Below are 19082 nucleotides of genomic sequence, written 5' to 3'. Positions count from 1 at the left end.
CGCACCTCAGTGCGGAAGGGTTTCAGGCAGAAGGTTCGGGCATCTCGCCCGACAGGGCCTTGTCGATGGTGTCGACGAGGATTTCCGGTGCCTGCGCACCCATCACCGCGAGCCGTGCCCCGAAGATGAAGCAGGGCACGCCCTGGATGCCGATCTGGTGCGCCTGTGCGACTTCCTCGTCCACCGCCTGCTTGTCCGCGTCCGAGTTCAGTAGGTCGCTGACCAGAGCGGCGTCCATGCCCGCATCGGTTGCGATCTTCGAGAGGCTCTCGGGTTTTTCCACGTCGCCGCCCTCGACGAAGTAGGCGCGAAACAGACCTTCCACCACCTCGCCTTGCGCGTCCTGCCCATAGGCCCAGCGGATCAGGCGGTGTGCATTGGTGGTGTTTGGCGAGCGCTCAATGCCTGCGAAGTTGAAGTCGATGCCTTCGGCGCGGCCGGCGTCCTCGATCTGCGCGTAGATTGCCTTGGCCCGGTCGCCGAACTTGTTGGACAGGTACTGGTCGCGGTCGACGCCGCCCTCGGGGATCGTCGGGTCCAGCTTGTACGCCCGCCAGCGGATATCGACCGGCACGTCCGGGCGCTGCGCCAGCGCCGCATCGAGGCGCTTCTTGCCGATATAGCACCACGGGCACATGACATCGGACACGACGTCGATTGTGAGCTTTTCCATGGCCGCTACTCCGCGTTTGCCGGGTTTTCAGCCCATAGCGAACGCGAAAACGCCTGCCCGCGTCAACCGAGACGGTCGAGCGTGCGCGCCAGCAGGCTGTCGGACGTGTCGCCGGGCTTGTAGCTCTGCACCGAGTAGGAGACGTCACTGATGACCAGTTTGCCATCGTCGTCGCGTCCGAAATCGGTTGCCGACACCACCCGCGAAATGCGGTCGCGCACCCGTTCCGCCATCATCAGGTCAGTAGACGGAAGCATGATGATGAAGAAGCCTTCGCCAACGCGGGCGGCAAGATCCTCGCCGCGCACCATCTTGGCGAGCGCACCGCCGAAGGCGCTGGCTACCTTCGATGCGCCGGCCCCGGCGACCGAGACCGCGACGATGGAGAGCGCGTCGCCGTGGCGGTCGCACCCGTCAACGAGATCGATTAGGTGAGCCAGTGCGAACTCGCGCGAGGCAAGCGGGCAATCGGGGTCGCGAGGCAGGTTGCGCGTGTCGCGGAAGACGGCCTGAATGGCTGAGGCGTAGCGCTGCTCGCGCACCAGCAGGTGCATCCGCGTGACGATTCGCTCGTCCTCGCAAGAAAGCGGCAGCACGTCGCTCGCACCGGCCTCGTGCAATTCCAGGCCGGAAGAATTGTCGCTGGTGATCGCGATGGCCGGGATGGTCGTCCACGTCGCGATGCGGCGCAGGGCCGACAGGGCTTCCACCGCCTGCTCGGTGTCGTTGGTGGCGTCGATGGCGACCGCGTCGATCTGGTTCTTTTCCAGCGCGTCGAGCGCGAGGTTGACCGTTGGCGCACCAAAATATTTCGGCCCGTCGCCGTGGGCGTTCTGCACCTTCAGCGCGCCGCGACCGGCACCGATGATGAGGATGTTGGGTTCCGGCACGAAGGCAGGCGGGCTGACGCTGCGCGGCACAGGCAGGCCCATCCGTTCCAGCGTGCGCGAGCGGCGGCTGAGTTCGCTGCGCATGACCGCGAGCCGGGCCACCGACTTGATGCGGAAATCGAGTTCGGCCGGCAGCGCATCGTCGCCAAGCCGGTCCACCAGCAAGGCCGCGTCTCCGGGCAGCAGTTCGCACGCTTCATCGCCGAGTATGATGAACGGCAGGTCGGCCCAGAGCTTGGTGTCGCGGATGGCCGAGGCAAATGCCTCGTAGTTGTCGTTCGCGGGCTTTTCCCCGGCCGGGTTCTCGAACAGCACCACGTCCGGTCGGCGCGAGGCCAGCAATTCGGCAATCGCCGTTTCGCTGCTGGATGCAGCCGTATCGAACCCGCGTGCGCGCAGAACCGCTGCGGTTTCCTCCGCACCGGCGATGGTCTCACCCACCACGAGAACCCGCGCAGCCCGCATCGCGCTTTTCCTGTTTTCGTTGCCCCAACGAGACTTATGGACGATTCGTCCGTGGGTCGCAGGTCTTTCGAATGCGGGGGCCGATCAGGCGCCGAGGCGCGAGCGCTGCACCTTTCCATTGGGCGTGCGGGGCAGAGCCTCGACAAAGACAACCTCACGCGGCTGCTTGTAGCGGGCGAGCCGCTCGGAAGCAGCCTTGAGAATCGGTTCCGCACCGGCTTCGCGAACCTGCGGCGCGGCGACGAGATAGGCGACGATGATGGAAACGCCCTCGCGCGGTTCCTGTGCCGTGACGGCGACTTCCAGAACGCCGGGGATAGCCAGCAGTTGCGCTTCAACCTCCGCCGGGGATACCCGGTAGCCCATCACGTTCATCACGTCATCGGCGCGGCCCTGTGGGAAGATGTAGCCGTTCGCGTCCATCACCGCGAGATCGCCGGTCAGGAACCAGTCGCCGCGCCACGAGGCCAGTTCTGCGCTGTCGCCGAGGTAACCGAGCATCATGCCCGGGTCGGAGCGATGAACGCAGAGCACGCCGGTTTCACCGCGCGCGACAGGCGCGTCACTGTCGCCTTCGACGGGCAGCACCGCGACCGCGCGGCCTGTTTGCGGGCGGCCGGGCGAGCCTTCGCGCCAGTCCAGATGCGGTCCGGTCGAGAGGTATGTCGAGATCTCGCTCATGCCGAAAGCTTCGCACAGCCGCCGGCCTGTTGCTGCCTGCCAGTCGGCGTGGAGGCCGGCGCGCAGGGCTTCGCCCGCTGTCAGCCCATGCCGCAGGGCAGAGTTGACCCCAAGTTTCAGCCCGGCGCGCAGCATCTGGCGGTAGAGACCGGGCACTGTGGCAAGGACGGTCGCTTCGCTGCGCGCCAGCAGATCGCCCCACGCGGACGCGTCCGGTGCCTTGTCGACGAAGGTCGCGGTCGCGCCAAGCACCAGCGGGTCCACCAGCCCGGTGCCCAGCGAATAGGTCCAGTTCATCGCGCCGGTGTGAAAAAAGACGTCGTTCTCGTTCGCGCCGTACCAGTCCGCATACATCGGCTGGCGACCGAACGCGGCGCGGTGAGCATGCAGCACGCCTTTGGGTGCGGCACCCGTGCCCGATGTGAAGACGAGATAGGCGGGATCATCTGCGGCGGTGTCGGCGAAGTCCGCCGGTCCCGATTGCGCGCCGCGTGCTTCCAACTCGGTCGTGGAGGCCACCACTTCATGCGTATCGTGCAGTGGCAGGCCTTCATCGCGTATGAAGGCGCGCACGTTCGCGGTGGCAGAAATGGTGTCGGTCTCCCGCGCGGTCAGCATCGGCGACATGGCAAGTGCCACGTGACCGGCACCGGCAACGGCGAGATAGCTGGCGGCGTAGTCGATGCCTGTCTTCTGGCGGATCGCGACCACGCTGAATGGCGGCAGGTCGAGCGTGTTCAACCCGGCGATCAGCGTGCGGACGCGCGCCCGCAATGCGCCATAGGTCAGCGTCTCTGGCGGGGCGTCCGGTGAATCACCTGAGAAAATGCGGATGGCGGGCTTGTCGTCGGCGCCCCTGGCGAGCGCGTATGCCGCCATGTTGAAGCGCTGCGGCGGCAGCGCGCCGACATACCGGCGCGCACTTATGGAGAGCGTCTCGTTGCCGGTCACGCGGTGCGGCTCACCCGGCCATCTGCGCCAGCGCCCGCTTGTCGCGCGCGGGCCGTCCATCGCCATCGCGCAGGATCGCTTCGACATGGGCAATGCTGGCGGGGATCTTGTGGGCGCTGATGCCGGAGGCTTCCAGTTGCGCCACGACGTCTTTCAGGGACAGCGTCGTGTCGCCGGTATAGGCCATTGTCAGGACGTGCCCGAGAACAGGATGCTTCACAGGGATCGCGGCGGCGTCCTCGACACCCTCGATTTGGGAATAGAGCGCATCCACGGCTTCCGGATCGAAGGCCATGGAGCCGAGCTTGAGCGTGCGCCCGGCACTGCCGAGAACGCGAACCTTCGGCCCGTCCGCTTCCACCAGTTCGCCGCGCAGCGCCGTCAGCATGAAGCCGTTGTCGACGAAGCGGTCCTGGCCCGTCGGGTCCTTCGGGAAGCCCATGACGGGGGTGCCCGCGCCGCGCACGCACAGGGGACCCCGCATGAGGCTGCCCGGTTCGACGGCATTCTCCGCCTTGTGGACGACGCCTTGTATGCGCGGGGTCAGGATTGCGGGAGGCGTTTCGCCGTCGAGGCACAGTCCGCCGAGCGGAATGTGATTGCGCTGGGTCTCGCCGCTCCACACCATCAGGCCGGCTTCGCCGAGCGAGGCCGTGTCGAGCGCGTGGGCATCACCGGCGGCATTGCTATCGACGGTGTCGCGCCACATCCGGATGAGCGTCACGTCGTCGGGGATTTCGCCAACGGTCGCCATGAGCCGGCCGGGCAGGGCGATGTGGGTGGCTTCGGCCTCCGTGGCACCGGACACCATGTCGCCTGGTTCCCACGGCGCAAGGAAATGCAGCCGCGCGCTGGAGATCAGCCAGCAGGCAAGCAGCGAGAGCCCGTTGAGGGAGGTTGGCAGGATCGGCGTTGCCAGCACGCTTGCAGAAGAAATGCGGCCCTGCAGCGCCAGCGGCATTGCGGTTGCCGCCAACTGGCCGTGGTTGCGCGGGGCAAGGAAGCGGTTGCTGTCGTCGCCATCGGCGGTCAGCACGAAGACATGGTCGCTGGCGCGCCCGCCGCGCAATGCGCCCGATGTTTCGCCAGCTGCATCGATGCTACCTTCGAGCATCTCGTCGAGGCCGATCACCCCATCCGGCAGCATGTCGCCGAAGCCGAGAAGGAAGCGCACGTTGAAGGCGGCAAACGCGGCAATGGCCGCCGTGTCGGCGGTCTTGCACGGGCCGACCTGTTCGTCGGCGATGATCGCGCGGGCATTGGCGCTCTCGGCGATTGCGCCGGCTTCCAGCGCGCCGACCAGCGGCGATAGCGGCATGGCGATCATCCCGGCGCGCGAAATGCCCATGAGCGAGACGATGCTGCGCAGGTTTGCTCCGCTCAGCACGACGACGACATCATCCTGCTTCAGGCCGAGGTCGAGCAGGAAGTCGGCGAGCCGATCCGCCTTGCGGTCGAGTTCGCTCCATGTCGCGGCATTGCCCGCGTGGTCGCTGACGGCGATATCCTCGCCGCGGGCGCGCGCGGCACGGCGCAACATCTCGTCGAGCGTGACCGTTCCGTAGATACCGGCTTCGGCCAGTTCGTCCCACCGTTTCGGATCGCCGAGTATCATGGTTGCCTCACCTGTTTCGACGGATCAGTTCGTCTGTTTCCACCACGTCTCCAGCAGATAACCGTAGAGTGAAGTGGTTTCGGGAATACCAAGATTCGTCTGTCGCGCGACCCACTGTTTCGGCAGGTGGAACAGCGGGATGACGTAGGAGCCGGAAATCAGCACGCGGTCGAGCGCGCGCACGGCATCGACGAAATCCTCTCGCTCGCGTGCTTCCAGCAGTGCCGCGATCATCGCGTCAACCGCGGGGTTGGCAATGCCGGGATAGTTGCGGGTGCCTTCTACAGCCGCCGCATCGCTACCCCAGTAGAAGAGCTGCTCGTTGCCCGGCGACAGGGACGCGAACCAGAAGTTCTGGATCATGTCGTAGTCGTAGTTCAGGCGACGGCGCTCCAGTTGCGCGGAATCCACCAGCCGGACGCTTGCCGCGACACCGGCGCGCTTGAGCGTGCGCGCATAGGTGAGGGCGAGGCGCTCCTGCTCCTTGTTGGCGACGAGGATTTCGAATGTCAGCGGTTCGCCGTCGCGCGTCAGCACGCCGCCCTTGGCGCTGAATCCGGCCTCCCTGAACAGCTTCAGCGCCGCGCGCAGGCCGTCACGGTCGCGTCCCGATCCGTCGGTCTTGGGCAGGTTGAACGTGCCGTCCATGACGTCGTCGCGCACCTGGTCAGCGAACGGTGCCAGAAGTTCGCGCTCGTGGTCGCTTGCAGGCTTGCCGATCGCGGAGAGTTCCGAGCCCTGGTAGTAGCTTTCCGTGCGCGAATAGAGGTCGTGATAGAGCGAGCGGTTGATCCACTCAAAGTCGAACAGCCGGATCATCGCCTGGCGCACGCGAATGTCGTCGAACGGCGGGCGACGCGTGTTGAAGACGAGCGCGGACATGCCCTTCGGCACGCCGGTTTCGAAGGTGTCGAGAACGATGCGCCCGTCGCTGACCGCGGGAAAGTCATAGCCGGTTGCCCAGCGTGTCGGGTCATCCTCGGGGCGCGCGTCGTAGAGCCCCTTCTTGAAGGCCTCGAACATCGTGTTGTTGTCGCGGAAATATTCGAAGCGGATGACGTCGAAATTGTCCTGGCCCCGCTTCACGGCGAGATCGCGCGCCCAGTAGTCCGGATTGCGCTTGAGCGTGATCGATCCGCCCGGATCGACGCCGTCGACCACGTAAGGCCCGCTGCCAAGCAGCGGCTCCAGGCCGGTCTGCTCGAAGGTTTCCGGGTCGGTCGCGTGTTCGGCGAGGATCGGCATCAGCCCCATGATGAGTGGCATTTCGCGGTCCGGCTCGCCGGCGAAGGTGAACCGCACGCCGTGTTCGCCGACCTGTTCGGCCTTGGCGACCTTGGAATAGTAGGTGCGGTGGTTGGGGCGGCCTTTGGTCTTCAGCAGCTCCCACGTGAACAGCACGTCGCTCGGCTTCACCGGCTCGCCGTCGGAGAACCGCGCCTTCGGGTTCAGCGTGAATTCCACGAAGCTGCGCGCCTCGTCCGTTTCGACCTTTTCCGCCAGCAGGCCATAGAGCGAGAACGGCTCGTCGAAGGCGCGCATCATAAGCGGTTCGAGGGTGTGCTCGCGGATGCCGCGCGGCGCGACGCCGCGGACGATCAGCGGGTTCAGGCTGTCGAAGCTGCCGATGATCCCCATGTTGAATTCGCCGCCCTTGGGGGCGTCCGGGTTCACATAGGAGAAATGCGCGAAGCCGTCCTCGTAGGCCGGCTCGCCATGCATGGCGATACCGTGGGCGGGCTCGGCGTGGCTGAGGCGCGGCATGACGGCCAGCACGAGCACGACAGCGAGCACCACCAGCAGCGCGCGGAGGATGGGACCGGCAGCAAAGCCAACGAGGTTGAGAGGGTGATTCTTCATCGCGCCAGCTTAGCGGCATTCGCGCTTGAGGTCAGGACCGCAGAAGTTCCGTGTTTTCACCGACCTAGGCGACACTGAATCGCCGTATTTGAACTTCATCCAGCCAACCATCGATTTGGTGCAGGGCCGCCCGGTTCTCTCCGCTCGCCTTAACGCTTCCGCCGGTTTTTTGGTCGAACGCGGTTGAGTTTTCGCGCCGAGTTTGGCACCTCACCGGCAACGGCGCCTGACGTGGCGCAAAGTTACGAAAAAGGACAGGTCTCGATGACATCCAAATCCGTCTCCATGGCAGCACGCCTCCGCCTCACCGTGTCCGCGGCCCTCGTCGCCGGCGTGGCGGCATTCGGTGCGCCTGCATTCGCCCAGTCTTCCGGCGAGGCACCGCCCCCGGCTGCCGGTGGCAATGCCGATCTCTTCGCCGGTGGGTGGCGCAAAGTTTCCGTGCCGAACCCGCAGGACCAGTCCAAGCCGGTCCAGCTCATCACGCAGGAAGCACGCGACAAGAACAACGTGCCGATTGCCGAAGTGACGATCATGATCGAGCCGGACGGCAACAAGCGCATGCTCATCGTCGTGCCGCAGGGCTTCCTGCTGCCGCCGGGCATCCGCCTGCAGGTCGACAAGAACGAGCCGGTACCAGGCCAGTACATCACCTGCGCGGCCAGCACCTGCCAGGCTGAAGCCAAGATCGACGACAAGTTTATCGCCCAGATGAAGGCGGGCAGCAATCTCGTGGTTGCCGTCGCGACCCTGCCGGACGGCAAGGGGCAGGGCGTTGCCATGACGCTGTCGGGCTTCACCGCGGCCTTCGACGGCGAGGCGCTTGACGTTGCCAAGTACAAGGAACAGCGCAAGGCGTTCAACGAGATGCTGAAGCAGCGCGCCGAGACGAACAAGCAGCGCTTCCAGCAGCAGCGCGAGCAGAACGGCGGCAACGCCGAAGCCAACCAGTAAGCTTCGCGCGCTCCTCGCTGAGCCCCAGACACGCAAAAGCCGGCCTTCGGGCCGGCTTTTTTCGTTTCTGACAGTGAGATGCGCGGCCAGACGGCCTAGTGGAACACCTGCTCCAGCGGCCTGTACTGGCCTTCGCCCATCATCTCGAACTGCTCGTTGACCATCGGGTGGCGCAGCGGATCACCGCTTTCGTCCATCACGAGGTTCTGTTCGGAAACGTAGGCCACGTACTCGGTCTCGTCGTTCTCCGCGTACAGGTGGTAGAACGGCTGCTCCTTGTTCGGGCGCACGTCTTCGGGAATCGACTGCCACCATTCCTCGGTGTTGCTGAAGGTCGGGTCGACGTCGAAAATCACCCCCCGGAAGGGATAGATCCGGTGGCGAACCACTTGGCCGATCTGGAATTTTGCTGCTCGGTTGACCATCGTACCGTCTGCTTGGTGGAAGCGGTTGTCCGCCTTCACGCCCTCGCGCGTCATCTCGCTGTCAAGAATCGCGCTTTGACCCTGCTAAATCAAGTGTGGTGCACAACGCGCCCCGGCAACCACCTCAAAGGCCATAGACCTTCGCCAGTTCCGGGTCCTTTTCCGCAACCAGCCTGGCCAGGTCCACGATGACCTTCGCCTGCTTCCAGGTCGCGTCGTCCTGCATCTTGCCGTCGATCATGACGGCACCGGTGCCATCCGGCATGGATTCGAGAATCCGTCGCGCGAAGGATACCTCATCCGGGTCGGGGCTGTAGACCTTCTTGGCAATGTCGATCTGGGTGGGGTGCAGCGACCATGCGCCATGGCAGCCTTGCAGGAAGGCGTTCAGGAACTGCGCCTCGCAGGCTTCCGGGTCCGAGAAATCGCCGAAGGGGCCGTAGAACGCCTTGATGCCGAAGCTCTGGCATGCATCCACCATCTTGCCCACCGTGTAGTGCCACAGGTCCTGCTGGTAGCCGGCGCGCGGGTTGTCACCGTCCGCATCGGCCAGCACGCGGTAGTCCGGGTGCCCGCCGCCGACGCGCGTTGTCTTCATGCCGCGGAAGGCGGCCAGGTCCGCAGGGCCAAGGCTCATGCCGTGCATGCGCGGGCTGGCAGCTGCGATGTCCTCCACATTCATCACGCCTTCCGCAGTCTCCAGAATCGCGTGAATGCCGATGGGCTTTGAAATGCCGTGCTGTGCTTCGAGCTGCGCCAGAAGCTGGTCGAGATAGTGAATGTCCCACGCGCCATCGACCTTCGGCAGCATGATGACGTCCAGCTTGTTGCCGACCGCGCCCACGACCTCGACGATGTCATCGAGCGCCCACGGGCTGTTGAGACAGTTGATGCGCGTCCACAGGCCCGTCGCGCCGAAATCGTTTTCCTTCGCCATGGCGATGAAGCCGTCGCGCGCCGCCTTCTTCTGGTCGGCGGGAATCGCGTCCTCCAGGTTGCCGAGGACCACGTCGACGCTGTCGATCAGGCTCGGCACCTTGGCGCGCACCTTCTCGATATGGGGCGGCACGAAGTGGATCATCCGTTCCAGCCGCACGGGCTGCTCGCGCATCGGGGCAGGTGCGCCGATTGCGAGCGGGCGAAAGAAATTGCGGGGTGTGCGGCCAGCGGGCATGGGAGGGACTCCGGTCAACTGAGGTGTTGCGGTTTCAGCGCAGATCGCGCTGCAACGCAATCGGACGAAGGAAGGACATTGGCTCGGGCGCCATTTCGCGGCAGTCTAGGGCAGGTTCCGGCGCGCCGATACGGCTGCGCGGACAAATCGCCATCCACTTCATCCATGCGCCGGGGAATTGGCAAGTGCAGGATATCATCGCCCTCGCCACACCCTTCTTCGGGTTGATCCTGCTCGGCTACATAGCCGCGCGGATCTTCAAACGCCCGGAAGCGGGGCTGGCCTGGCTCAATATCTTCATCGTCTATTTCGCGCTGCCCGCGCTGTTCATCAAGCTGGTGGGCCAGACGCCGTTCGAGGAGTTGAGCCGCTGGTCCTTCGTGTTCTCCACCACGTTCGCGACCTACGCCGCGTTCACGCTTGCCTTCATCGTCGGCTTCATCGTCACGCGCGGGCGCATCGACGAGGCGACGATCCAGGCGGTCGCGGGGTCCTACTCGAACGTCGGCTACATGGGGCCGGGGATCACGCTGGCCGCACTCGGACCAGCGGCTGCAGTGCCGACGGCGCTGATCTTCTGCTTCGACAACGCGCTGCTCTTCACCTGCGTGCCGCTGCTGATGGCCTTTGCGGGCAACGAGCGGTTGAGGATCGGGCCGCTGATGCTGGCGGTTGCCAAGAAGGTGTTCCTGCACCCCTTCATCGTTGCGACGCTCATCGGGGTGGTGGTCGCCTACTTCCAGATCGACTTTCCCGAGCCGGTCGACAACATGATGAACTTCCTGTCGAACGCGGCCGCGCCCTGCGCGCTGTTCGTCATGGGCATCTCGGTGGCATTGCGTCCGCTCAAGAGGGTGCCGTGGGAGCTGCCCTTCCTGACGCTCATCAAGCTGGTGATCCACCCGGCCATCGCGCTGGTGATGCTCTCGATCATGGGTAACTTCGACCCCGTCTGGGTCTACGCTGCCGTGCTGATGGCCGCGCTTCCGCCGGCGCTCAACGTCTTCGTGCTGGCCCAGCAATACGATACCTATGTGCAGCGCGCATCGAGTGCCGTGCTGGTCGGAACGGTGGTCTCGGTCTTCACGTTGACCACCGCGTTGTACCTGACGACACACGAAATTCTTCCAGCGGACTTATTCCCTTAATATCAAGTGTTTGGCGGCAATATCTAATGTGGAAATGTAACATTAGAGGAATTGGATAAGTGACTGAAATAAAGCCATTATCCGATATTCGTGTTCTCGATCTCACCACCCTGCTGCCGGGGCCTTTGGCGACGCTTTTCCTGGCCGAAGCCGGGGCCGATGTCCTCAAGATCGAGCCGCCCGGCGGCGACGACATGCGGCGGTTTCCGCCCATCCAAGGTGGCGTGTCGGCAGCCTACAGCCTGCTCAATCGCGGCAAGCGCAGCCTGACGCTCGACCTAAAGTCCGACACCGGCAAGGACGCGCTGGCCACACTGATCCGGGACGCGGACGTGCTGGTCGAACAGTTCCGCCCCGGCGTGCTCCATCGGCTGGGGTTCGGCCGCGACAGGCTGGCCGATCTCAACCCGAAGCTGATCGTGTGCTCCATCACTGGCTACGGACAGGACGGCCCGCGCCGTGACGAGCCGGGCCACGACCTGAACTACATGGCAGCCTCCGGCCTGCTGGCGGTCTCGCCGGGTTCACCGGACGCGCCGGTCGTGCCGCCGGCACTGATCGCCGATATCGCGGGCGGGTCGTTCCCCGCCGTCATCAATATCCTGCTGGCCCTGCGCCAGCGCGACCGCACCGGCGAGGGATGCCGCATCGACATCGCCATGACGGATGCACTCTTCACGCTGGCCTTCTGGGGCTACGCACAACTCCAGTTGTCGGGGGCCGCACCGGCGCCGGGTTGTGAACTCTTGAGCGGCGGGTCGCCGCGCTACCGGCTCTATCCTGCAAGCGACGGGGCGCTGATTGCCGTAGGGGCGCTAGAGCAGAAGTTCTGGAACAGGTTCTGTGAGTTGATCGATTTGCCCGAGGCGTTGCGCGAGGATGCTGTTGACCCTGAGGCAACTGAAGCTGCCGTTGCGGCATTGCTGACGGCGAAATCCTCAGGGCATTGGGCTGGTGTTTTCGATGGTCAGGACTGCTGCGCCAATGTCGTGCGCACGCTCGATCAGGCCGTTGGCGATCCGCATTTCGCCGGGCGCGGTCTCTTTGCGGGCACTGTCGAGGGCGCAGGCCGGACGCTCGGTGCATTGCCGGTGCCGATCAGCCCCGCCCTTGGCGGTCGGGGCGATATCGCGCGCGCCGCCCCCATTGAGCCCGATATGCTGAGCGGGCCGCTTGATGGCTGGCCGCAGCGGATCGATGGATGACCGTCACATTTCGCGATGCCGGTTCTGCTGACCGGGCTGACCTGGCGCGACTCTATCGCGCTGCGTTCCCCGACGAAGACCTGACTCCTCTGCTGGATGAACTGGCGAGCCTTCAGGTCGCCACGTCGCTTGTCGCTGAACGCGAGGGGGTCATCGCCGGACACGTGGCGGGGACTTTCTGCGGTGTCGAGGGGGCGGCGGGGAAGGTCTTCCTGGTCGGGCCGCTTGCCGTCGCACCGGACGCGCAGCGTATCGGCGTTGGCCGTGGCCTCGTCGCCACCGTGCTGGAGGCCGCCGGCAAGCTCGGTGCGCGGAAGGCGCTCGTTCTCGGGGATCCGGCCTATTACGGGCGGCTCGGCTTTTCGCGCGAGAGCGGCGTGATGCCGCCGTACCCCTTGCCGGAAGAATGGTCCGAGGCGTGGCAGTCGAAGCCATTCGGTGCCGGCGTGATGGATTTGAACGGCAAGCTCATCGTGCCAGAGCCTTGGGCCAGGCCGGAACTCTGGGCCTAAGCGAAACGTGCCGACGGCGTGTCGTCGTCGGCGCGCATGATCGCCGGCAGCGTGGCGTCAGCCGGCGCGACGCCTTCGCGCATCATGCGCTGGCGTAGCGGCTCGATCCGCGACATGGCAAAAAGGCCGAGCGAGCGCGCCGCCTGCGCGGGGACGAGATCGGACAGCAGCGAACGGTTGAGCAGGTCGATGGCGGCGGAGCGGCTGACCACATCCGTTCGCCGGCGGCGGTCATAGTCTTGCAGGGCTGCTGCCGGGTCGGGTGCGCCGGTCAGGCATTCCGCCAGCATGGCGGCATCGCGCAGGCCGAGGTTCAGCCCCTGCGCCCCGATGGGCGGCACGACATGCGCGGCCTCGCCGATGAGCGCGATACCGTTTTGCGCGAAGCTGCGCGGCAGAAGGCCGGATAGCGGGAAAGCGGCGCGCGGGCCAGCGATGCGCACCTGCCCGAGCAGGCGATGGCTGCGCCGCGACAGTTCCGCGCCGAGCGCATCATCATCCAGCGCCATGAGGTCTTCGGCACCCTTGGCGGTTTCCACCAGAACGACACTGGAGCGCTGACCGGGCAGTGGCACCAGCGTGTAAGGTCCCGTGCGCCGGTGAAACTCGGTCGAAACGAAGCCGTGCGGCCTGTCATGCTCGATGGTGGTGACCAAAGCCGTCTGCGGGTAGCTCCAGCGATCCACGGCGATACCGGCGGCCTCGCGGCAGATGGAGCCGCGCCCGTCCGCTGCGGCAATGGCGCGCGCGGCAACGCTGGTCCCGTCACCAAGGCCGAGGATCGGGCCGGCTTCGCTCGGTGTGACGCCGGAAACATTCGTCTCGAACCGCGTGATGCGCGGCTCGTCGGCGACGGCTTCCTCCAGCGCGCGCACCAGCGGGCCGGCCGGGAAGTTCCAGGCGAAGGCATCGAGGTCGATCTCGTCGGCGTGAAATTCGACGGTCGGCGCGCGCAGCAGCCGTCCCGTGTCATCGATGATGCGCAGCGTGCGCAGTGGTGCGGTGCTGCTGGCCACACGCTCCCACACGCCGATGCGCTGGAGCATGCGTACCGCGCCCGCCATCAGCGCGAAGGTGCGGTGATCCTCCTGCGCCTTGGGCGCGACCAGCGCCACGTCCAGCCCGGCGCGCGCGGCCAGAAGCGCCGTGGCAAGCCCGGCCGGGCCGCCACCGGCCACGCCAAGATCGAAGGTCTGGTTGCTGTTCGCCAACTCTGCGCATCCCTGCATCGTTCGTGTCGCCCGCAAGATGTCGCGGCACGGGGCATCCGGCAACCGCGCCGATTGCCGCGCGGGGTCAGAAATCGAGCGGGGCGTTGTCCACGACTTCCTTCATCACGAAGAAGGTCCGCGTCTGGCGTACGCCGGGCAGGCCGATCAGCTTTTCGCCGTGCAGCTTGTTGAAATCGGCCATGTCGCGCACGCGAACTTTCAGGAAGTAGTCGAAATCGCCCGCCACCAGGTGGCAATCCAGCACGAAGGGCAGGGCGGAGATCGCCTCCTCGAAGGCGGCGAAGCTTTCCGGCGTCGAGCGGTCCAGCACCACGCCGACGATTGTCAGCGCGCCGCGTTCCACCTTCTGCGGGTCGACATGCGCGCGCACGCCCGTGACGTAGCCTTCCGCGAACAGCCGCTGCGTGCGGCGATGGCAGGTTGCGGGCGAGGTGTTGGTGCGCTTGGCGATCTCGGCATTGGAAAGCCGCCCGTCGCCTTGCAGCAGGCGAAGGATGCGCAGGTCGGTGCGGTCGATTTCGGATGCCATGGAAGATTGTTCCGTATTTGGTGAGCAGTTTGCAAAGAGCGCATCAGAAAAATCGGAAAACGCATTGTTCTGTCGTATTTGAACGCCCCATTACGGAAGCACATATCGCGGGTGCTCGTATAGCCTTTCTCCCAACATTCCTCCCTTCGAGAAAGGCCCGCCCCATGTCGCTGCTGGACAAATTCGAACGCTACCCGCTCACTTTCGGCCCCACGCCCATCGAGCATCTGCCGCGCCTGAGCGCGGCCATCGGCGGCGATGTGGAAATCTGGGCCAAGCGGGACGACTGCAATTCCGGTCTCGCCATGGGCGGCAACAAGCTGCGCAAGCTCGAATACATCGTGCCGGACGCGATTGCGTCGGGCGCCGACACGCTTGTCTCCATCGGCGGCGTGCAGTCCAACCACACCCGCATGGTGGCTGCGACCGCAGCCAAGATCGGCATGGACTGCGTCGTGATCCAGGAAAAGTGGGTGCCGCATTACGACGCTGTCTACGACCGCGTCGGCAACATCCTGATGACGCGGCTGATGGGGGCCGACAGCCGGCTGGTGGAAGACGGCTTCGACATCGGCATCCGCAAGAGCTGGGAGGACGCCATCCAGTCGGTGAAGGATGCGGGCGGCAAGCCCTACGCGATCCCCGCCGGCGCATCGGTCCACAAGTATGGCGGCCTCGGCTACGTGGGCTTTGCGGAAGAAGTCGCCGCGCAGGAGGCGGAACTCGGCTTCCAGTTCGACTACATCGTCGTCTGCGTCGTCACCGGCTCCACCCAGGGCGGCATGATCGTCGGCTTCGCCGCGCAGGACCGCGCCGAGCGCGTCATCGGCATCGACGCGTCCGGCACGCTGGAACAGACCCGCGCGCAGGTGCGCGAGATCGTCGACAATACTGCGGAGCTTGTTGCCCTTGGGCGCAAGATCCGCGACGAGGAGATCGTCATCAACCCGGACTACGCCTATCCGGCATACGGTGTGCCGTCGGAGGAAACCAACGCGGCGATCCGCCTTGCCGCGCGCACCGAGGCGATGATGACAGACCCGGTCTACGAGGGGAAATCGATGCAGGGCATGATCGACCTCGCGGGCAAGGGCTTCTTTCCCAAGGGTTCGCGCATTCTATATGCTCACCTCGGCGGCGCACCGGCCCTCAACGGCTACAGCTACTACTACCGGGAGGGCTGATACCGCGCCGCGCCGCTGCGCCCACATTTGTCCCCGTCCGGGCGGTGGGCGCAGCGAACGCGCGTGAGACAGGGAACCCATGCTCGAACTGCTGACCGATCCCGCCATCTGGGCCGCCTTCCTCACGCTGACGGCGATGGAGATCATCCTCGGCATCGACAACATCGTCTTCCTGTCGCTGCTCACCGCGCCGCTGGAGAAGGAAACCGGGCGGCGCGCCCGCCAGATCGGCCTGGCGCTGGCGCTCATCATGCGCATCGCGCTGCTCTTCGCGATCACCTGGATCATCGGGCTGACGGCGCCGCTCTTCACCGTCTTCGACTTCTCCATCACCTGGCGCGACGTCATCCTCATCGCCGGCGGCCTGTTCCTCATCGGCAAGGGCACGCTGGAGATGCACACGGAGATTGAGGGCACCGAGGAAGAGAAGAGGCCAAGCGGCGCGGCCAACGCCGCCTTCACGCTCATCATTTTGCAGATCATCGTCATCGACGCGGTGTTTTCGGTGGATTCCATCCTCACCGCCGTCGGCATGGCCGACGATATCGAGGTCATGGTCGCCGCCGTCATCGTGGCGATTGCGGTGATGTACGTCGCGTCGGAACCCATCGCGCACTTCATCGAGGAACACCCGACGACGAAGATGCTGGCGCTCGCCTTCCTGCTGCTCATCGGCGTCGCGCTGGTGGCCGACGGGCTGGGTTTCCACATCCCGCGCGGTTACATCTATTTCGCGATGGCGTTTTCCGCCATTGTGGAGGGCGTGAACCTCGCCGCACGCAGGCGGCGGCGCGCCAAGGCCTGAAAACCGGCATCAGCCGGACAAGACCACGCAAACAGACAAGCCCAACACGGAGAGACACCCATGCCCAACGCCATCCAGATCCACGAGGCCGGCGGCCCCGAAGTCATGAAGTTCGAGCAGGTCAGCGTGGGCGAACCGGGCGAGGGCGAGGTGCGCATCCGCCACACGGCGATCGGCCTCAACTATATCGACGTCTATTTCCGCTCCGGCCTCTACCCGGCGCCGCAGCTGCCCTTCACGCCGGGCATGGAAGGCGCGGGCGTTGTGGAGAAGGTCGGCCCCGGCGTCTCCGGCCTGAAGGAGGGCGACCGGGTCGCCTATGCCATGGTGCTCGGCGCCTATGCCGAAATGCGCAACGTCCCTGCCGCGAAGCTAGTGAAGATCCCCGAGGGCGTCACCGACGAGCAGGCCGCCTCCATGATGCTCAAGGGCCTGACCGCCTATTACCTCCTGCACCGCACCTACAAGGTGCAGAAGGGCGACACGATCCTGATGCATGCCGCGGCCGGCGGCGTCGGCCTCATCGTGTGCCAGTGGGCCAATGCGCTGGGTGCAACCGTCATCGGCACGGCGGGTTCGGACGAGAAATGCGAGCTGGCGAAGGCCCACGGGGCGCATCACGTCATCAACTACCGCACCGAGGATTTCGTCGAGCGTGTCGCCGAGATCACCGACGGCAAGAAGTGCGCCGTGGTCTATGACGGTGTCGGCAAGGATACCTTCACCGGCTCGCTCGACTGTCTCCAGCCGTTCGGGATGATGGTCACCTTCGGCAATGCGTCCGGCCCGGTCGATCCGCTCAACCTTCTGCTGCTGTCACAGAAGGGCTCGCTCTTCGTCACGCGCCCGACGCTCGCCACCCACACGGCGTCCCGCGACCTGATGACGGAAGCCGCTGACGGCCTCTTCGCCGCCGTCTCATCGGGGCAGGTGAAGATTGAGGTCAACCAGACCTACAAGCTCGCCGACGCCGCCCAGGCCCACACTGACCTCGAAGGCCGCAAGACGACCGGCGCGAGTGTGTTTGTGATTTGAAGAAGAGACGAATAGGGGAGCGAAAGAAAAATGGGTTCGGTGCTGAAAGCTACTTACATACCAACAAAATGAATATGATGAACGTATCAAAAACTATTCACGTAGCGCGCCAATTATTACAGGGAGGTACATCCTCACTTGCTCTCTATCACTTTCTTTTTCTTTTTCGGTCAAATGCGCATATGGTGTATTGATTTGTCGCTCCCAGTGCCGGACTAGATCGGCTGGAATGAGCAGCGATCCGTCCGACTGCTTCTCAGCCTGACTATGTAAGTAACTCTGCCACTTGGCCCATCTCTGATGCTCAATGCTAGCTAATGACTCGATTAGACCGTCTAATTTGGCGTCAAGGTTCATCAGATTAGCTTGTCGGAGACGAGGCGGCGATAATGTTCGCCGAGTGACGTTAGGCGAGCTGCTTTGCTGTTAATGGCTGCATGATACATATGGGGTGCGTCCACTGGTACAACTAAATTCAATCGATTGTATTTCTGCAAGACAGCGAAGACTTCGGTCTTATGTTTTACGGGTGCCGGGAGGTCTTCGGTTGCGGTAGGTCGTTCCGGCTCGAATTCGGGATCAAGCTGAAATACGAAGCCTGGCGTCGGAAATAATTCGGCAATTCGTTGCAGGTCCGAGAGCGAAATTGGTGGGGTGACTTTTCTAAGCGAAATGAACGACTGAACGTTGGTTTTGAACACTGGGCGCTGAGCCCATGACCAAAGAGACTGATCGATGTGAGCATAAACACTGCCCGGAGTTACATCACCAACTAGATTGGCGGCCCCCCCGTCGAGAGCGTCAACAAAAAGCGTCGTAAATACGCCCGAGCCATTTTGTTCATTCGCGTATTGCTCTGCAGTGGACGCGGTCAGGATCGTTACACCGTCTTGAAGTTCTGACATTGCGCTAGGCGACGGTCGAGTTGCGGCAATTCCAGAATGGCAACTATCAAGAACAATGATTTTATTCCTAAAGCCGGATTGATTGGCGAACGTCATTATATCTGACAGTGCAACACCATCATTACCATTCCTGCTGTCACTAGCGCAGAGATAACCGCCGGTAGCTTCAATATGGCCATGCCCAGCAAAATAAAACATTGCGACCTCGCCATCTCCGGAGAACAATTCCTCAACTGAGGAACGCAAATCGTCTCTAGTGATGGGACAGGAAGAAGATGTTGACGTAATCTTCTTAACGTCGAAATTGCGCGATCTATCGCCGTTTCGCTCTAGTCGTTCACTGATCGATTGAGCATCATCAACACATCCATGCAGGTCTGTGCTGTGTTGATAATAGTTAATTCCAACAACTAAAGATTTTCGCATATTTAGGCCCTAAAGCGAGTCAATCCATTGGCTTATATTATTCCACGTCCAAACCATTGTATTCACGCCGGCCAAATCGGTCCGATCATCTTTATATGCCCAAATGCCGCGAACGGGTTTCTTTTCGGACTTAGCGCATTGAATTTCCCATTTCTGGCCTGAGGATTGCAGTGAATGTTTGCTGACAATCGCGAGTACGCCATCAGATCGCAATATCCGGGCGCGAACTTTCTTTTTCCACTCTTCGCTGTATGCCTCTTTCACGGACATATCTATGTATTCAAAATCGCTCTGCGTATTGAGGGATTGGCCTTTAATCATGTCTCGGATTTTTTCATCCTCGATTGAGAATGCGACAAAAATAGTTTTCATTCCCGCCCTCGTTGTGCCTCGTGTGATTCTCGATATTGGTA

At 63.7% G+C, this 19082-nt stretch carries 18 protein-coding genes; 7 read left to right on the top strand and 11 right to left on the bottom strand.

Annotated elements, in window-relative coordinates; genetic code table 11:
- Nucleotides 1-22: 22 nt before the first annotated feature.
- The 5 genes from ACKTEK_RS07790 to ACKTEK_RS07770 form a co-directional block, all read right to left on the bottom strand.
- The gene (locus ACKTEK_RS07790; RefSeq protein ID WP_409164659.1) at nt 23-673 is read right to left on the bottom strand and encodes a DsbA family oxidoreductase; all 651 of its coding nucleotides are present in this window, start codon (nt 671-673) and stop codon (nt 23-25) included.
- Nucleotides 674-735: 62 nt separating this feature from the next.
- Complete coding sequence (locus ACKTEK_RS07785; protein ID WP_409164658.1) at nt 736-2028, bottom strand: diguanylate cyclase domain-containing protein; 1293 nt, start codon at nt 2026-2028, stop codon at nt 736-738.
- Nucleotides 2029-2112: 84 nt separating this feature from the next.
- Nucleotides 2113-3747 carry a class I adenylate-forming enzyme family protein gene (locus tag ACKTEK_RS07780; RefSeq protein ID WP_409164657.1) on the bottom strand — a complete coding sequence of 545 codons (1635 nt, stop codon included), beginning with the start codon at nt 3745-3747 and terminating at the stop codon, nt 2113-2115.
- A complete protein-coding gene (locus tag ACKTEK_RS07775; protein ID WP_409164656.1) occupies nt 3671-5275 on the bottom strand; it encodes an AMP-binding protein in 1605 nt (534 codons plus the stop codon). The genes ACKTEK_RS07780 and ACKTEK_RS07775 overlap by 77 nt, the downstream gene beginning before the upstream one ends.
- 24 nt (nt 5276-5299) lie before the next feature.
- Nucleotides 5300-7135 carry an extracellular solute-binding protein gene (locus ACKTEK_RS07770; RefSeq protein WP_409164655.1) on the bottom strand — a complete coding sequence of 612 codons (1836 nt, stop codon included), beginning with the start codon at nt 7133-7135 and terminating at the stop codon, nt 5300-5302.
- A gap of 264 nt (nt 7136-7399) precedes the next feature.
- Between ACKTEK_RS07770 and ACKTEK_RS07765 the strand changes: the two genes are divergently transcribed.
- Nucleotides 7400-8089: an invasion associated locus B family protein gene (locus tag ACKTEK_RS07765; protein WP_409164654.1), complete on the top strand. Its 690-nt coding sequence runs from the start codon at nt 7400-7402 to the stop codon at nt 8087-8089.
- A 95-nt stretch (nt 8090-8184) separates the two neighbouring features.
- Here the strand turns inward: ACKTEK_RS07765 and hspQ are convergent, their stop codons facing one another.
- Entirely contained in the window at nt 8185-8514 is a 330-nt protein-coding gene (gene hspQ / locus ACKTEK_RS07760) for a heat shock protein HspQ (protein WP_409164911.1), read from the bottom strand.
- 124 nt (nt 8515-8638) lie between these two features.
- Nucleotides 8639-9688 carry an HpcH/HpaI aldolase/citrate lyase family protein gene (locus tag ACKTEK_RS07755; RefSeq protein WP_409164653.1) on the bottom strand — a complete coding sequence of 350 codons (1050 nt, stop codon included), beginning with the start codon at nt 9686-9688 and terminating at the stop codon, nt 8639-8641.
- 185 nt (nt 9689-9873) lie between these two features.
- Between ACKTEK_RS07755 and ACKTEK_RS07750 the strand changes: the two genes are divergently transcribed.
- The 3 genes from ACKTEK_RS07750 to ACKTEK_RS07740 are packed head-to-tail and all read left to right on the top strand — an operon-like array spanning nt 9874 to nt 12553.
- Nucleotides 9874-10836, top strand: a complete 963-nt coding sequence (locus ACKTEK_RS07750) for an AEC family transporter (RefSeq protein WP_409164652.1) — start codon at nt 9874-9876, stop codon at nt 10834-10836.
- Between the two features lie 59 nt (nt 10837-10895).
- Nucleotides 10896-12041, top strand: coding sequence for a CaiB/BaiF CoA transferase family protein (locus ACKTEK_RS07745; RefSeq protein WP_409164651.1), 1146 nt, complete (start codon nt 10896-10898; stop codon nt 12039-12041).
- Nucleotides 12038-12553: a GNAT family N-acetyltransferase gene (locus ACKTEK_RS07740; protein WP_409164650.1), complete on the top strand. Its 516-nt coding sequence runs from the start codon at nt 12038-12040 to the stop codon at nt 12551-12553. Before ACKTEK_RS07745 ends, ACKTEK_RS07740 begins: the two co-directional genes overlap by 4 nt.
- Here ACKTEK_RS07740 and ACKTEK_RS07735 read toward each other — a convergent pair.
- Nucleotides 12550-13764, bottom strand: coding sequence for a UbiH/UbiF family hydroxylase (locus ACKTEK_RS07735; protein WP_409164649.1), 1215 nt, complete (start codon nt 13762-13764; stop codon nt 12550-12552). The genes ACKTEK_RS07740 and ACKTEK_RS07735 overlap by 4 nt on opposite strands.
- 85 nt (nt 13765-13849) lie before the next feature.
- Nucleotides 13850-14314, bottom strand: coding sequence for an Lrp/AsnC family transcriptional regulator (locus ACKTEK_RS07730; RefSeq protein ID WP_409164648.1), 465 nt, complete (start codon nt 14312-14314; stop codon nt 13850-13852).
- Between the two features lie 164 nt (nt 14315-14478).
- On the opposite strand from ACKTEK_RS07730, the gene ACKTEK_RS07725 reads away from it, so the two are divergent.
- From ACKTEK_RS07725 to ACKTEK_RS07715, 3 genes are all read left to right on the top strand, one after another.
- The gene (locus ACKTEK_RS07725; RefSeq protein ID WP_409164647.1) at nt 14479-15498 is read left to right on the top strand and encodes a 1-aminocyclopropane-1-carboxylate deaminase; all 1020 of its coding nucleotides are present in this window, start codon (nt 14479-14481) and stop codon (nt 15496-15498) included.
- Between the two features lie 79 nt (nt 15499-15577).
- Nucleotides 15578-16303, top strand: coding sequence for a TerC family protein (locus tag ACKTEK_RS07720; protein WP_409164646.1), 726 nt, complete (start codon nt 15578-15580; stop codon nt 16301-16303).
- 60 nt (nt 16304-16363) lie between these two features.
- On the top strand, nt 16364-17338 hold the full coding sequence (locus ACKTEK_RS07715) for a quinone oxidoreductase family protein (RefSeq protein WP_409164645.1): 975 nt from the start codon (nt 16364-16366) through the stop codon (nt 17336-17338).
- A 356-nt stretch (nt 17339-17694) separates the two neighbouring features.
- Here ACKTEK_RS07715 and ACKTEK_RS07710 read toward each other — a convergent pair whose 3' ends face one another.
- Both ACKTEK_RS07710 and ACKTEK_RS07705 read right to left on the bottom strand, forming a co-directional pair.
- Complete coding sequence (locus ACKTEK_RS07710) at nt 17695-18669, bottom strand: caspase domain-containing protein (protein WP_409164644.1); 975 nt, start codon at nt 18667-18669, stop codon at nt 17695-17697.
- Between the two features lie 9 nt (nt 18670-18678).
- Nucleotides 18679-19041 carry a TIR domain-containing protein gene (locus tag ACKTEK_RS07705; RefSeq protein WP_409164643.1) on the bottom strand — a complete coding sequence of 121 codons (363 nt, stop codon included), beginning with the start codon at nt 19039-19041 and terminating at the stop codon, nt 18679-18681.
- Nucleotides 19042-19082 lie beyond the last annotated feature (41 nt).

It is taken from the genome of Tepidamorphus sp. 3E244 (assembly GCF_046159835.1).
Taxonomy (GTDB): Bacteria; Pseudomonadota; Alphaproteobacteria; order Rhizobiales; family Tepidamorphaceae; genus JACKJK01.
This window is presented reverse-complemented; position numbering and strand designations above follow the sequence as displayed.

Bases quoted from the DNA above. Each gene is read 5' to 3' on its own strand.
- ACKTEK_RS07775 (WP_409164656.1), bottom strand. From the start codon at position 5,275: ATGATACTCGGCGATCCGAAACGGTGGGACGAACTGGCCGAAGCCGGT.
- ACKTEK_RS07705 (WP_409164643.1), bottom strand. From the start codon at position 19,041: ATGAAAACTATTTTTGTCGCATTCTCAATCGAGGATGAAAAAATCCGA.
- ACKTEK_RS07720 (WP_409164646.1), top strand. From the start codon at position 15,578: ATGCTCGAACTGCTGACCGATCCCGCCATCTGGGCCGCCTTCCTCACG.
- ACKTEK_RS07770 (WP_409164655.1), bottom strand. From the start codon at position 7,135: ATGAAGAATCACCCTCTCAACCTCGTTGGCTTTGCTGCCGGTCCCATC.
- ACKTEK_RS07715 (WP_409164645.1), top strand. From the start codon at position 16,364: ATGCCCAACGCCATCCAGATCCACGAGGCCGGCGGCCCCGAAGTCATG.
- ACKTEK_RS07755 (WP_409164653.1), bottom strand. From the start codon at position 9,688: ATGCCCGCTGGCCGCACACCCCGCAATTTCTTTCGCCCGCTCGCAATC.
- ACKTEK_RS07730 (WP_409164648.1), bottom strand. From the start codon at position 14,314: ATGGCATCCGAAATCGACCGCACCGACCTGCGCATCCTTCGCCTGCTG.
- ACKTEK_RS07790 (WP_409164659.1), bottom strand. From the start codon at position 673: ATGGAAAAGCTCACAATCGACGTCGTGTCCGATGTCATGTGCCCGTGG.
- ACKTEK_RS07725 (WP_409164647.1), top strand. From the start codon at position 14,479: ATGTCGCTGCTGGACAAATTCGAACGCTACCCGCTCACTTTCGGCCCC.
- hspQ (WP_409164911.1), bottom strand. From the start codon at position 8,514: ATGGTCAACCGAGCAGCAAAATTCCAGATCGGCCAAGTGGTTCGCCAC.
- ACKTEK_RS07780 (WP_409164657.1), bottom strand. From the start codon at position 3,747: ATGTCGAAGCGATCCTGCGCGATGGCGATGGACGGCCCGCGCGCGACA.
- ACKTEK_RS07765 (WP_409164654.1), top strand. From the start codon at position 7,400: ATGACATCCAAATCCGTCTCCATGGCAGCACGCCTCCGCCTCACCGTG.
- ACKTEK_RS07710 (WP_409164644.1), bottom strand. From the start codon at position 18,669: ATGCGAAAATCTTTAGTTGTTGGAATTAACTATTATCAACACAGCACA.
- ACKTEK_RS07740 (WP_409164650.1), top strand. From the start codon at position 12,038: ATGACCGTCACATTTCGCGATGCCGGTTCTGCTGACCGGGCTGACCTG.
- ACKTEK_RS07785 (WP_409164658.1), bottom strand. From the start codon at position 2,028: ATGCGGGCTGCGCGGGTTCTCGTGGTGGGTGAGACCATCGCCGGTGCG.